The organism is Chitinophaga varians (assembly GCF_012641275.1).
Classification (GTDB): domain Bacteria; phylum Bacteroidota; class Bacteroidia; order Chitinophagales; family Chitinophagaceae; genus Chitinophaga; species Chitinophaga varians_A.
This window is the reverse complement of record NZ_JABAIA010000002.1, coordinates 2,129,101-2,141,340: the sequence shown is the minus strand read 5'-3', so window position 1 is coordinate 2,141,340 and position 12,240 is coordinate 2,129,101. Positions and strand designations below refer to the sequence as shown.

15 protein-coding genes, 1 tRNA gene and 1 pseudogene are annotated in these 12,240 nt (G+C 48.8%); 12 read left to right on the top strand and 5 right to left on the bottom strand.

Annotated elements, in window-relative coordinates; genetic code table 11:
* The first annotated feature begins 150 nt into the window (after positions 1-150).
* From HGH92_RS23440 to HGH92_RS34370, 4 genes and pseudogenes are all read left to right on the top strand, one after another.
* Positions 151-519 (top strand): hypothetical protein, encoded by a 369-nt coding sequence (locus tag HGH92_RS23440; RefSeq protein WP_168873159.1) that lies wholly within the window; start codon positions 151-153, stop codon positions 517-519.
* A 211-nt stretch (positions 520-730) separates the two neighbouring features.
* Positions 731-883: a hypothetical protein gene (locus HGH92_RS23435; protein WP_168873158.1), complete on the top strand. Its 153-nt coding sequence runs from the start codon at positions 731-733 to the stop codon at positions 881-883.
* Positions 870-1,280, top strand: a complete 411-nt coding sequence (locus HGH92_RS23430; RefSeq protein WP_168873157.1) for a recombinase family protein — start codon at positions 870-872, stop codon at positions 1,278-1,280. The genes HGH92_RS23435 and HGH92_RS23430 overlap by 14 nt, the downstream gene beginning before the upstream one ends.
* A gap of 10 nt (positions 1,281-1,290) precedes the next feature.
* Positions 1,291-2,229 (top strand): annotated as a pseudogene (locus HGH92_RS34370) (recombinase family protein); the annotation flags it as partial.
* Positions 2,230-2,806: 577 nt separating this feature from the next.
* Here HGH92_RS34370 and HGH92_RS23420 read toward each other — a convergent pair.
* Positions 2,807-2,879: transfer RNA gene (locus HGH92_RS23420), tRNA-Lys, on the bottom strand.
* Positions 2,880-2,937: 58 nt separating this feature from the next.
* Complete coding sequence (locus HGH92_RS23415; RefSeq protein WP_168873156.1) at positions 2,938-4,323, bottom strand: phytoene desaturase family protein; 1,386 nt, start codon at positions 4,321-4,323, stop codon at positions 2,938-2,940.
* A gap of 104 nt (positions 4,324-4,427) precedes the next feature.
* Here HGH92_RS23415 and HGH92_RS23410 point away from each other — a divergent pair, with 104 nt between their 5' ends.
* From HGH92_RS23410 to HGH92_RS23400, 3 genes are all read left to right on the top strand, one after another.
* Entirely contained in the window at positions 4,428-5,492 is a 1,065-nt protein-coding gene (locus HGH92_RS23410; RefSeq protein WP_168873155.1) for a winged helix DNA-binding domain-containing protein, read from the top strand.
* Positions 5,493-5,568: 76 nt separating this feature from the next.
* Positions 5,569-5,940, top strand: a complete 372-nt coding sequence (locus tag HGH92_RS23405; RefSeq protein WP_168873154.1) for a VOC family protein — start codon at positions 5,569-5,571, stop codon at positions 5,938-5,940.
* Between the two features lies 1 nt (position 5,941).
* The gene (locus tag HGH92_RS23400) at positions 5,942-6,367 is read left to right on the top strand and encodes a MarR family winged helix-turn-helix transcriptional regulator (RefSeq protein ID WP_168873153.1); all 426 of its coding nucleotides are present in this window, start codon (positions 5,942-5,944) and stop codon (positions 6,365-6,367) included.
* On the opposite strand, the gene HGH92_RS23395 is transcribed toward HGH92_RS23400, so the two are convergent.
* Positions 6,338-6,724, bottom strand: a complete 387-nt coding sequence (locus tag HGH92_RS23395; RefSeq protein ID WP_168873152.1) for a DUF4440 domain-containing protein — start codon at positions 6,722-6,724, stop codon at positions 6,338-6,340. The genes HGH92_RS23400 and HGH92_RS23395 overlap by 30 nt on opposite strands.
* A complete protein-coding gene (locus HGH92_RS23390) occupies positions 6,711-8,117 on the bottom strand; it encodes an MFS transporter (RefSeq protein ID WP_168873151.1) in 1,407 nt (468 codons plus the stop codon). Before HGH92_RS23390 ends, HGH92_RS23395 begins: the two co-directional genes overlap by 14 nt.
* Positions 8,118-8,206: 89 nt before the next feature.
* Here HGH92_RS23390 and HGH92_RS23385 point away from each other — a divergent pair, with 89 nt between their 5' ends.
* From HGH92_RS23385 to HGH92_RS23375, 3 genes are all read left to right on the top strand, one after another.
* Positions 8,207-9,082 (top strand): AraC family transcriptional regulator, encoded by an 876-nt coding sequence (locus tag HGH92_RS23385; protein ID WP_168873150.1) that lies wholly within the window; start codon positions 8,207-8,209, stop codon positions 9,080-9,082.
* 51 nt (positions 9,083-9,133) lie between these two features.
* Positions 9,134-9,793, top strand: a complete 660-nt coding sequence (locus HGH92_RS23380) for a DUF2306 domain-containing protein (protein WP_211092699.1) — start codon at positions 9,134-9,136, stop codon at positions 9,791-9,793.
* 155 nt (positions 9,794-9,948) lie between these two features.
* Complete coding sequence (locus HGH92_RS23375; protein ID WP_168873149.1) at positions 9,949-10,431, top strand: YMGG-like glycine zipper-containing protein; 483 nt, start codon at positions 9,949-9,951, stop codon at positions 10,429-10,431.
* Positions 10,432-10,557: 126 nt separating this feature from the next.
* On the opposite strand, the gene HGH92_RS23370 is transcribed toward HGH92_RS23375, so the two are convergent.
* Complete coding sequence (locus tag HGH92_RS23370) at positions 10,558-11,070, bottom strand: 2'-5' RNA ligase family protein (RefSeq protein ID WP_168873148.1); 513 nt, start codon at positions 11,068-11,070, stop codon at positions 10,558-10,560.
* 48 nt (positions 11,071-11,118) lie between these two features.
* On the opposite strand from HGH92_RS23370, the gene HGH92_RS23365 reads away from it, so the two are divergent.
* Both HGH92_RS23365 and HGH92_RS23360 read left to right on the top strand, forming a co-directional pair.
* Entirely contained in the window at positions 11,119-11,634 is a 516-nt protein-coding gene (locus HGH92_RS23365; protein ID WP_168873147.1) for a hypothetical protein, read from the top strand.
* 173 nt (positions 11,635-11,807) lie between these two features.
* Positions 11,808-12,224 (top strand): hypothetical protein, encoded by a 417-nt coding sequence (locus HGH92_RS23360; protein ID WP_168873146.1) that lies wholly within the window; start codon positions 11,808-11,810, stop codon positions 12,222-12,224.
* Positions 12,225-12,240: the final 16 nt, after the last annotated feature.

Sequence of the window (12,240 nt, the reverse complement as noted above, 5' to 3'; positions counted from 1 at the left end):
CGAATTTACGCCATTGAAACCATTGCGGCAATCCTTTTTACCGACCATGCTTTCATTCGGTAAAAATCAACTGTTTTTCGGTAAAAGTCAACACCCTCAAATTTAAGAAAATCTGCCGATTCGCGTACTTTCCGCATATACCTTAACGCTATGCTCATCCTCCCTCAAATTTTTGCCGACAACCGTTATAAAAAATGGTCTACACAGCAGCTCCGCCAGCAGCTCAAAACAACTGAACTGCATCTTTATGATCTTGGAAATCGCATTGCTTCCATTAATCGCATCCAACAAAAAAGCCTACTGCGAAAGTTCAAACGTCAGCTTCTTATTTATCAGATTGGCTACTACTTTGCTCTTTACGAGCATCTATACGACATTTATATGGAAAAGGAGAAACAACAACTAATCAAGGATCGCCCCGGTATGAAAGTGCTATTTGACGAGGGGATCGTAAAAGACATTCAGGACGTTATTTCTCTTCGAGAGAAAGCAAAAAAAAGGCGGTCAAATCCTCCATGAGTAAACGACAAACATTTAATTTTTTCAACGATTTATTAAACGTTTTCTAAATCTTTCAAATTTGTGGCACATAGATACATCTTGCTTTGTTCGGAACGATCGTACAGTGATTGCGAGACCTCACAGGGCAACAAAACAATGCGCTTTCATTAGTAATTTCGTTATATCCCTCGTAGCACTTGGAATTGTGAAGTATGAACAAGTGTGTGTTATGGACAAAAAAATGAAGCCGGAAACCGCAGTTAAAATACTGGGTGAACAGGGCATTACTGTATCTGTTGAAGAAGCCGCAGCCATCCTCGACATTATCTATCTATTTGCTGAAATCACAATCACCGAAATTTTAAGTCATGAAGAAAGCTGATTTATATCTACGCGCAAGGGGTGACATTTCCAACCCCAAATACTGTATTGTGCAACAGGAAAAACTACTTACTGAATACTGTGCTATCCATCAGTTAGCCATACGGGAAAAAATATACGACTACGGCTCCGCCTGTACTTTTGAAAGAAGCGGATGGTCAGAATACTACGAACGTTTGCAGTCGTCTGCTGCCAAACCGGATGTTATACTTTTCACCTCATGGGATAGGTTCAGCAGGAACTTCGAGGCTTTGCTTACTGTTAAAGCGAATCTTAACAGGATGGGTATTACCGTTATGCCTATTGATGATATGGAATCTTTTGCCGACGCTTTAAAAATATACGGGCCTCGAAACGACAATTTTGCGCGTATAATCATTGCTAATCAATTTTTTTAAAAGCAACCATATGTTAGTAGCAGATTTATACATCAGAGTGAGTACAGACGACCAACGGGACAAAGGCTTCTCCCAAAGAAGCCAGGAGGAAGTGTTGCGTAGATACTGCGATCACAATTTTATCCAAATTCGCCAAGTAATCTTTGAGGATCACAGTGCTAAAACATTCAATCGGCCTCAGTGGAATAAGCTGCTGTTCGATTGGCGGAAAAAGAAAAATCAGGTTGATCTTGTTCTTTTCACCAAATGGGATCGTTTCAGCCGCAATGCAGGGGATGCTTATCAGATGATTAGCACCATTCGCAAACTCGGGGTGGAACCGCAGGCTATCGAGCAGCCTTTGGACATGACGATTCCCGAAAGCAAGATCATGATGGCCGTGTATCTATCCACGCCCGAAGTCGAGAATGACAGGAGGGCGTTAAATGTTTTTTACGGAATGCGCCGTGCTCGAAAAGAAGGTCGATGGATGGGTACGGCTCCAATCGGGTATCAAAACAAAACGGACGAAAGCGGCAAGGTTAAATACATCTGCCCTAAGCAACCGGAGGCAGGTATTATGCAGTGGGTATTTGAAGAAATTGCCTCCAACCGTTTCAATACAGAACAGATCCTACAGATGGCACGCAGGCGCGGTTTAAAATGCAGCAAAAATAATTTTTGGGGAGCTGTCCGCAACCCGATCTACTGCGGTAAAATTCACGTTCCTAAGTTCAAGGACGAGGAAAGTATCTTTGTGCAGGGTAAACATCAGCCTATCATATCTTCAACTCTGTTTTATCTGGTACAGGAAATTCTCGACGGACGGCGTAAAAAGCAACGGACAAAGATTGTTGTTGATGACAACCTGCCGCTTCGCGGTTTTTTAGTTTGCCCTCGCTGCGGCAGGATGCTAACCGGCAGCGCGTCGAAAGGCAAATACAAGCATTATCACTATTACCATTGCATAACATCATGCGGATGCCGCTTTCCAGCAGAGAGGGCAAATCAGCTTTTTTCAAAAGAGCTTCGCAAGTTTGTGCCACGATCTCCATTCCGTGATATTTTCCGGCCTGCCCTCGAATACTATTTTAAGGCCCAAACTAAAAGCACCAATGACGAAAGGGATAGTTTAATGTCACAAATTGACACCTATACAGACCTGATAAGGGAGGCACGGAAATGCCTGTTCCAACACAAAATCACTGACGAAGATTTTAGGCAAAGTAAAGAAGAATATGAAAAAGCCATTTCAAAGCTAGAGGATAGGCTGGTGGAGATTCCCAAGAAAAACTACAACATTGAGGGGATTCTCGAAAAGGGTATGCGAAACCTTTCTCAGCTTGATAATTTATATGAAAGTGGTGCAGTAGAAACCCGGCGACAGATCATAAGTTCGATATACCCCGATAAACTGGTATTTACTGGCGACGCATATCGAACTCCTAGAGTAAATTATGCAGTTCAGCTAATATACAGCATGGATAAGGCTTTGGCAGAAAAAGAAAATGGGACAAGCCTATCTATTTTAGACTTGTCCCATCAGGTGATCCCGCTGGGACTCGAACCCAGGGCCCATACATTAAAAGTGTATTGCTCTACCAACTGAGCTACGGAATCATTTCCCCTTAACGGGAGCGCGAAGGTAGTAAAAACATTTTCATCTCCAAAAAAATTATTAAAAATCTTTTAACGCCTGTAATGCGGCGTGGTAACCGCACATACCGTGTACACCTCCTCCGGGCGGTGTGGAAGCGGAGCAGAGATAGATGCCTTTGGCACTGGTGCGATAAGGTGAGGCACTGAGTACCGGCCGGGCATACAGCTGACGAAGATCGATAATGCCACCATTGATATCGCCGCCGATGTAGTTGGGATTGTATTGTTGCATATCGGCAGTATTCATGATATGCCTGCCGAGGATACGCTTTTTAAATCCGGGAGCAAAGCGCTCGACCTGTGCTTCAATGAGGCTGGTCATATCGATGGTGCTGCCGTTGGGAACGTGGCAATAACCCCAGGCAGTGTGGTATCCATGGGGAGCGCGGGTATCATCGAATACGCTCTGCTGCGCGAATAACACGAAGGGCAACCGGGAGGCGGCTGCTATTTCTTCGTAAGTATTTCCCAGGTGTACCGTCCCTGCCTGCCGGCATTCGGTGTTGATGAAAGGTACGGGGCCGTCGAGTGCCCAGTCGATTTTGAACACCCCGGGACCATAACGGTAACGGCTCAACTGCCGGAGGTAGCGTGAGGAAAAACGATGCCCCGCTATGCCTGCTAACTGTCGGGGAGAAACATCCAGCAGGACCATTTTTGCCGGCGGCAGCTGATCGATGGTGTTGACGGTAACACCGGTGACGATAGTGCCGCCGAGCGACTGGAAGCAAGCGGCCATGGCATCTGCTATTTTCTGCGAACCGCCTTTCACCAGCGGCCAACCGGCAATATGTGCTGCAGCGCAGAGCACCATGCCGATGGCTGCGCCAGGTGAACGGTCAAATGGCAACATGGAGTGCGCGGCCATACCTGCCCAGAGGCCTCGGGCCTGTTGTGTGCGAAAACGTTTGGCCACACCTGCTGCTGATCGCAAAGCGGTGAACCCAAAGCGGGCCATCTTTAGAGGATGCCGCGGCAGGTGCAAGGGCGCCAGGATATCGGCGCCTATGCTTTCCCAGTCATCCACCAGGGGAGCTATCAGTTCCCGATAGGCGGATGCGTCTTCTCCCAATGCGGCAGCCGTGTCGGCGAGGCTGTTACGCAGAACGGCCACGCTCCCATCGTCAAAGGGATGTGCAGCTGCTATGGCAGGATGTATCAGTTCGAGGCCATATGACTGTAGCGATAAACTGCGGAAGAAAGGCGATATGGCCAGCATGGGATGAATGGCGGAACATACATCGTGGTGAAACCCGGGCAGCGTCAGCTCTTTGGTACGCATGCCGCCGCCGACAGTATCTTTTGCTTCATACAGGCATACCTGTAAGCCCCGCTGTTGCAGGGTAATAGCGGCGGCCAGACCGTTAGGACCGGCGCCTGCCACGATGGCGTCATAATTGCTCATAGTCCATTTTGAAAATATTCCAAATAAATCAAAAGGCTGCTGACATATGGTTGTCACAGACGGGGTATTTCTTTGTAATCAGAAACAGAACTACTAACTTGTCCATGATGAACGCTTTTGATATCACCCAACTGAGATTACAACAACAATGCCTGATCACACCGCAACACAGCCGTCCCGGTGAACTGGTGGCCTGGATGGGCGCCGTGCAGGCACAGGATTATGCAGCTGCCAAATGGGCTATCGGTCAACGGCTTACTGCCGCTACTGACACCCTGCTTGACGACGCTATGGGCAACTGGGAAATCATCCGTACGCATGTGCTTCGGCCTACCTGGCATTTTGTGGCGCCGGCAGACCTGCGCTGGATGCTGAAACTGTCGGCACCGAGGGTCAAGGCGCTATGTGCATATAATGATAACCGTTGGGGCATCACTAAGGCTGTTATCACCAAAAGCCAGAAAGTACTGGAGAAGCTGCTCCGCAACCGGCAACAGCTAACGCGGCTGCAGATAGCCCCTGCCTTGCAGCAGGCCGGCATTGTGACCGATGAATACCGGCTTGGCTCCCTGCTGGGACACGCAGAGCTGGACGGGCTGATCTGTAGCGGTCCCCGGCACGGCAAACAGTTCTCTTATGTATTGCTGGAAGAACATGTGCCGGCAACAGCCCCGCTCTCCAAAGCAGAATCGATAGCTGCCCTGGCCCAACGGTATTTCCACAGCCACGGACCAGCTACCCTGCAGGACTTTGCTTGGTGGTCCGGATTGACGGTTATTGAAGCCAAAAGCGGACTGGAAGCGGTAAAAGACCAGCTTATTGCCGTGGAAGCGGATGACAAAACCTATTGGACGCCACCCGTGAAAACAACAAAAGAAAAATTGTCTGTTTTCCTGCTGCCCGCTTACGATGAATTCACCGTAGCCTATAAGAAACGCGATATCCAACAATTGCATATCAACGGCAACCTGGCTCCGATGGCCAGCCTCGGGCCGGTCATTGTGGCCGATGGACAAATTACCGGCACCTGGAAACGTACGATCAACAAAAAAGATATCTCCCTTGAACTCCAGCCGATCAAACCACTGAAAAAAACACACCAGCCTGCTCTTAAGAAAGCGATCCAACAGTACAGCGCTTTCAACGGACTTCCTGTCACGATAAAATAATTTTAAAAAGAATGATCATTCGTTTTATATTTGCACTATAAAAACGAACGATCATTCTTTTTAAATATCTCAAAAAATGACACTCAACCATCTGAATCTGACCGTTAGCGATGTGGCCCATGCCAGCCACTTCTTCCAGACATACCTCGGATTCAAACCTGCTGACATGCCGCCGAACGACGCCCTGGCCGTGTTGAATGGTCCGGACGGTTTCATACTGGTACTCATGCACGACCGGTTCAATGAAAGCGGCCAATGCGCCTACCCTGACGCTTTTCATATCGGCTTCTATCTGCCGGACCAGGCTGCCGTACATCAAACCTGGCAACAGCTGCATGACGGCGGCATTCCCCTGACAGAATCACCGCGCCGGATCAGAAAGACCTTTGGTTTCTATTTCCGGTACGACAACATCATGATTGAAATAACTACCGCAAGCAAAGACTAACATGGGACACGTTAAACCTATCGGCTGGTACCTGAAAGAAGCAGACAGCCTGATCACCTCTACTTTCGACAATGCTTTCGAATGCTTTGGCCTCACCCGTTTTCACTGGCAACTGCTGAAAAACATCGCGGACAACGGAGAAATATATACGAAAGACTACTACCCACAGGTAGCCCGCTTTATTACACCGGAAACATTTCAGGCTATCATCGCCTCTCTGTTGGACAGGGACTGGATCTCGGTATGCAACGATACCTGCCGTTTTACGGCTGCCGGCGCAGATGTTTTCACTGAAATAGAAGGGCGGCAAAAACACATCCGGGAAAAAATGCTGGAAGGCACAGACCCTGAAGACTATGCCTACACCATTCTTTTCCTGGACAGGATCATTCAGAACTTAAAGGCTCTCCCACAGGTCCAGCCATAACATGCGCTCTCCATCGCGGATAAATACAGCGCTGGAATGACGGGTATTTCCACCTCGACTGTCAGCCTGCACTTCGGTGTAGGTTAACAGTACATGGTAGTCTGTCGCATATCCCTGTATATCCTTTACGGTTATACGCATATCAGGAAACTTACCCAGCAACTCCGGCATCCATTCCGTCAGATCTTCCAGGCTGCTGCGCTTCCCATGGGGTGACACCATCCGGAAATCCGGGCTGAAATTGGCCAATAGCCCCGCTGTACCGGCTGCTGCCGCCTGCTCCCCGCCCCTGAACCAGGCGGCCATCTGCTCATGAAACCGGATAACTTCTTCTTTTGCTTTACTAAGATTGTCCATATATGATCTTTTGTTTTGAAGATGATTTTAGGGTGATGACCAACAAGAGCCCCACTACTTCCAATACAGCCAGAATGCCCAGCGTGATGCTTACCGCTGCTGGTGCAGGATATGCGTCCAGCAACGCGAAGAACAAGGTCCCCAGCAAGGCCACGCCCATCACGCTGCCCACCTGTATGGCCGTACTTACGATCCCCGCCGCCTGCCCGGCTACTGATACCGCCACTTCAGAAAGGATGATCCGCATCATGGAAGGCATCACGATACCATGACCAATACCCGCGAAAAACAATCCTGCCTGTACAACACCGCCCGGCTCCGGCGAATGCCAGAGGCCCGTCACCACCAGCACAAAGCCCATTGCCAGCAAGCCCTGGCCCAGGCTCACAATATACACGCTCATCCGTCTGGCCAGCAAAGGACTGATTAACGGCCCGGTAAAAAAACCGGCGGCATACGGCAATACAGCCAATCCGGCAGACAACACGTCACAGTGCAACTCATGCTGCAGATAATAAGGATACACCAGGAAAAATGCCGCGGTATGATTATACAGGTAGATGATCGCCAGCCCCGTCACAAAATGCCTGTCCCGGAACAGTGGCAGGTGTATCAACGGCGCCTTTCCCCGTTGCAGCATATAGCGCTCCGTATACACAAAACACAGTCCCGCCACCACCGATGCCGACAAACAGCCGTATACCCACAGTGGCCAATGCGCTTCCCTTCCCATGATCACCGGATAAATAAACAGTCCCAACGTCAGCGTGATCAGCAGCATACCAGGGATATCCAGTCGCTGCCGCACCGGCGGACGGTTCTCTTTCAGTATATACATCCCCACAATACCCGTGACCACTCCCACGGGTATATTAATCATAAATACACTTTGCCACGTCCAGCCAAAAATACCGGCTTCAATCAGCATGCCGCCCAACAGCTGTCCGCCTATGGCCGCCAATCCAAATACTGACCCGAAAATCCCCATAGCCAACGGTTGCTCTTTCACCGGAAATATCACCCGGATAGTGGACAACACCTGTGGTGCCAGCAAAGCCGCTGACAACCCCTGCACAATACGTGCAGTAATCAGCACCCGGATATCCCCTGCCATAGCACAAATACCCGATGTCAGCGTAAACATCGCCATGCCCGACAGGAAAATACGCTTGCGGCCATAGATATCTCCCAGCCGCCCGCCTGTTACTACCAGTACGGCATACGCCGCGCCATAACCGGCAATGACCAGCTGCAAACCTCCCTCTGAGGCGTTTAGACTGCTCTTAATGGCCGGCAACGCTACATTGACAATAAAAAAATCCAACGGCGACAAAAACGCGCCCATACATAGTACCGCTAATGCCCACCAACGGCGGCTTTCCATCGCTTCCATACAAATCCTTGCTTTTATGGTTGCAAAGGAAACCCCATTTGTACAATAAAAAATTGCACTTTAACGGGTTTTGCCAGTACTTTTGCAACATGTTCAACAAACTGCTGCACGAACCATACGACATTGTGCTGGAAGAGAAAGACTCCTGGGAAAACACACGGCACCCGCAAACCTCCTTCCAACTGGTATACGTCCGCGAAGGAAAAGGCCATCACCATATCAATGACAACCAATATGATTACTGCCCGGGCAAACTGTTCCTCGTTGCCCCGGAAGATCGTTACCATTGCGATATCACAGAACACACTGCTTTTACTATTATTCGCTTCACACAGCTTTTTATCACACAATTAAAAGATGATGCTGAACGGCTGGAACTGTGCGACTGGATAAAAAAGACAGACTACATCTTCAATAACTATCACGCCAAAGCGGGCTGCATCTTTCGCGACGCCGCAGACGGCGCCATGGCCCAGGCACTACTCAGCGGCATCGCCCGCGAACATCAACAGCATGGCAAGGGTTATCAGCTGATCATCCGCCAGTCCATCTCCATTCTGCTCAATCTCATTGCCCGCAACCTTCTCATGTCGGAAAATCCTGACGTACAGGAAAACAGCGGCCAGTTCTCCATACTACGCATGATCAGCTACCTCCAGGAACATGTCTATCAACCGGAAATGCTGCGCATGCCGGCACTGGCTGCACACTTCAACATGTCGGTGCATTACCTCGGCGAATACTTTAAAAAACATACCGGTGAAAGCATACAGGATTATATCATCGGTTACAAACTAAAACTGGTGGACATCCGCCTTTGCTATAGCAACATGCGGGTACGGGAAATAGCGCAGGAACTGGGTTTCACCGATGAAAGCTACCTCTCCCGCCTGTTTAAAAAATACCGCGGCATAACACCGGGCATATACCGCAAAATGAACCGGAAGCAGGAAACCCCGCATTAACCTATCGTGGTCAAAATCACCGTTGCTAATCCGGGGATTTCTTTGCAACTTATGGAAGTTATAAATCCCTGGACCATGACCACCCCTTCTTCCACGGCAAAATATTTCCGGATCTCCGCCTGGGCACTCCTGTCCCTGCTGGCTGTTATCGTTGGTCTCTATCCCTCCCTGTATTTTATTCTGGGAGAAAAATTCGGCTTGCTGCGTTCCAAACCACCCGCTCTGCTGAGCAACACACTATGGCGTATTGGTTTTTACGCTCATATTATACCAGGTGGAATAGCACTGCTGACGGGCTGGCCACAGTTCAGCCGCAGGCTGCGTGAACGCAAAGTACAGTGGCACCGGCAACTGGGCAAGGTATACATCATCACCACCCTTATCAGCGGGCTGGCGGGCTTCTGCATTGGCTTCACCGCTACCGGCGGCCCCATTGCGCAAACCGGATTTATTTGTCTCGCTGTGGTATGGTCCACCACTACCTTACGGGCCTACACGGCTATCCGTCAGGGTAATACCGCCCAACATGAAAAACTGATGATATACAGCTACGCCGCCTGCCTCGCTGCGGTTACCCTCCGGCTATGGCTCCCGCTGCTGGTATATGAACTGCACTATTTTGTCATCGCCTATCGGGTAGTAGCCTGGCTTTGCTGGGTGCCCAACATCGTCGTGGCCTGGCTGATTGTCCGCCGGATGCCCAAAGCATAATTCCCTCCAGATATAAAGTCCTAACGGTCAATCATATATTAAATTTCAACCAACCATAGACCTCATAAAATTAAAATTTTATAACACTTTTTAAACATATGGCATAATTTTCGCTAACAGCTGGTTAAACCTAGAATTTTCAAAAATTTTGAACCATGAAACAGATAGTTTTAGCCTTGGCCACTGTAGTAACTCTTTTCGCCTGTAACAGTAACAGCACAGACACTGCCGCAGCGGTTGAAAAGGCCAAAAAAGAAACGATCGATTCCATCAACGCCATCAATGTAGCGAAACAACAGGTAATCGATTCTATCAACACTATCCACCACTCTGCTCATAAAGGCCAGCGGATCGAATCGCCGGAACGTAACAGTTACGCAGCGCCCAACACCGTAGCAGCCGACAATACTCCCGCCGCGGCACCCGCTCCGGCCCCTGCTCCTCAAAAGAAAAAAGGATGGAGCCATACCGCTAAAGGCGCAGTAGTTGGTGCAGGCGCTGGCGCCATCACCGGTGCCATCGTAAACCCTGACCATGTGAAAGGTGCAGCCATCGGTGCCATCATCGGTGCTGGCGTAGGTGCCGGTACCGGCGCGATCGTTGATCACTCCAAAAAGAAAAAAGCAGCACAGCAATAGTTGACAAGATTATTTCATTATAAAAACGCTTCCTGAAGGAGGCGTTTTTTTTGTGCCGGGGCGGAAAGCCCTGGAACATCAACGCGGACTAAGACCTTCCGATGACATCGCGATCATCCGGGCCATCTATTCCTGAAACATAAATTTGTCCAGCGCTTTCCATGGGCCGCGCAGATACTCCCAGGTACCAAAGCCGGTAGCGGTAATATCGAAAGGAGTGAATGTAGCGGAGAGCTGTGCATGTAACTGCGCCGCTTTAAAAGAAGTCACTTTGTTTTGTATGGTAATATGCGGACGAAGGGGCTGCCGGTCCTGCCGCACCAGCCAGGGCTCAAACGCCACTTGTAATTTTTTATGCAACGCCTCTAATGCCGGTGCATACAACGTATAGGCTACCCCGGTGCCAAAGTTCACAATGCCATTTACCTGAAGGGCCATAGGCGCCCTTCGGCTGTACTGCTGCAACGTTTCGGGGATAACAGCTTCCATGCCGGGTAACCGGTAGAACAAGGTAAGGTGCGCCTCCAGGTAATTGGCGTGGGACGGGAAATACAATTCCCGCAAGGTATTGAACCGTGCCATATCAGAAGGGGCTATCTCAAGTGTTACGATTACCGGTTTGGATTGCAGTTGGAACATATGCCCGTTTGTCTTTACTTTACAAAGTAACAACCTTATGCGTTAACTATGGAATACTTCCGGAACTTTCTCCATCACCTGATAGCCGGTTTTATACTATCGACCCTCCTGTTTTTTATTGCGTGTGACTACCGGAAGTCACTCCGAGCTATTCGTCCGGCTTACCTGATGATCGCCAATAAAACGATTGCGGCTATTGTACTGCTGAAGACCGTCATCATGTTTATGATACTGCCGAATCCATTTGATGCCAATAACATCCTCTTTTATTTTCCGCTACCGGTATTTCTTTTTGAGATAGTGCTGCCCTGCACGCTTTCGGTGATAGCACTTCGCGGAAAACGCGCCGCAGACAAAGGCTTCACTTGGCTGTTGGTATTTTCTCTGCTAATCACAAAAGTGATAGAATATGTTTTGCTATGGAACGCTGCACAGAACGGCAACGCAGCAGCCGCGAAACAGGCATCTGATTTCCCTTACATCCGGATAATTATTGCGACGGTAGTATTTTTCGGAGGATGCTATTATTATACCTTGCGCAAAATCGGAAAAACATCCGGCTAACGGTATAGAATACACGCTTTCGTTTTTTTATCTGTACAAAAAATATCATCATGGGAATCATTTGGTACATTCTTACCTAACTGACAGATGGCTGTGCCATTTCAATACTTCTTTTCCTGATTGGTTCTATATTTATACCTGCTTTAAGAAGCTTACGGCCATCATATCTTCGTATGGCCAATACTATCTTTGCCATTGCCGGCCTGGTGGCATTGGGGATTTCTATATTCTTGTACAGTATCGTGGTCATCGAGCTCCTGCACAAAGAAGAGTTTAAGTTCTATTCCTTCATAGCAAAACGTATACTGGCCGGCGTGGTATTGTTAGGCATTGTCCCCCTATTTGCCTTCTCCCGCAAATGTGCGATAAATATCGGTTTTACATGTGTTTTGTTGATCAGCATTACGCTCATTGTCCATGCTGACCTGATTGCACAACAGCTTGTCGGTTTATCAGGGTTTAATTTGTATAATTCCTTCTGGCAGGAAGTGGCTGCCGCAAAATGGTACCGTATTGCCTTTGCGTTGCTGTTCTTTCTGCTCTGCTACTGGTTTGCCCGCCGTAAAGTAAACCGGGCTGCGCAATCATAACAAAGACTGACGCCTA

Coding starts and splice junctions, on each gene's coding strand:
- HGH92_RS23395 (WP_168873152.1), bottom strand. CDS start 6,724: ATGGACAATCTTAGTAAAGCAAAAGAAGAAGTTATCCGGTTTCATGAG.
- HGH92_RS23385 (WP_168873150.1), top strand. CDS start 8,207: ATGTTCAACAAACTGCTGCACGAACCATACGACATTGTGCTGGAAGAG.
- HGH92_RS23435 (WP_168873158.1), top strand. CDS start 731: ATGGACAAAAAAATGAAGCCGGAAACCGCAGTTAAAATACTGGGTGAA.
- HGH92_RS23405 (WP_168873154.1), top strand. CDS start 5,569: ATGACACTCAACCATCTGAATCTGACCGTTAGCGATGTGGCCCATGCC.
- HGH92_RS23390 (WP_168873151.1), bottom strand. CDS start 8,117: ATGGAAGCGATGGAAAGCCGCCGTTGGTGGGCATTAGCGGTACTATGT.
- HGH92_RS23365 (WP_168873147.1), top strand. CDS start 11,119: ATGGAATACTTCCGGAACTTTCTCCATCACCTGATAGCCGGTTTTATA.
- HGH92_RS23440 (WP_168873159.1), top strand. CDS start 151: ATGCTCATCCTCCCTCAAATTTTTGCCGACAACCGTTATAAAAAATGG.
- HGH92_RS23415 (WP_168873156.1), bottom strand. CDS start 4,323: ATGAGCAATTATGACGCCATCGTGGCAGGCGCCGGTCCTAACGGTCTG.
- HGH92_RS23360 (WP_168873146.1), top strand. CDS start 11,808: ATGGCCAATACTATCTTTGCCATTGCCGGCCTGGTGGCATTGGGGATT.
- HGH92_RS23400 (WP_168873153.1), top strand. CDS start 5,942: ATGGGACACGTTAAACCTATCGGCTGGTACCTGAAAGAAGCAGACAGC.
- HGH92_RS23375 (WP_168873149.1), top strand. CDS start 9,949: ATGAAACAGATAGTTTTAGCCTTGGCCACTGTAGTAACTCTTTTCGCC.
- HGH92_RS23370 (WP_168873148.1), bottom strand. CDS start 11,070: ATGTTCCAACTGCAATCCAAACCGGTAATCGTAACACTTGAGATAGCC.
- HGH92_RS23430 (WP_168873157.1), top strand. CDS start 870: ATGAAGAAAGCTGATTTATATCTACGCGCAAGGGGTGACATTTCCAAC.
- HGH92_RS23410 (WP_168873155.1), top strand. CDS start 4,428: ATGATGAACGCTTTTGATATCACCCAACTGAGATTACAACAACAATGC.
- HGH92_RS23380 (WP_211092699.1), top strand. CDS start 9,134: ATGGAAGTTATAAATCCCTGGACCATGACCACCCCTTCTTCCACGGCA.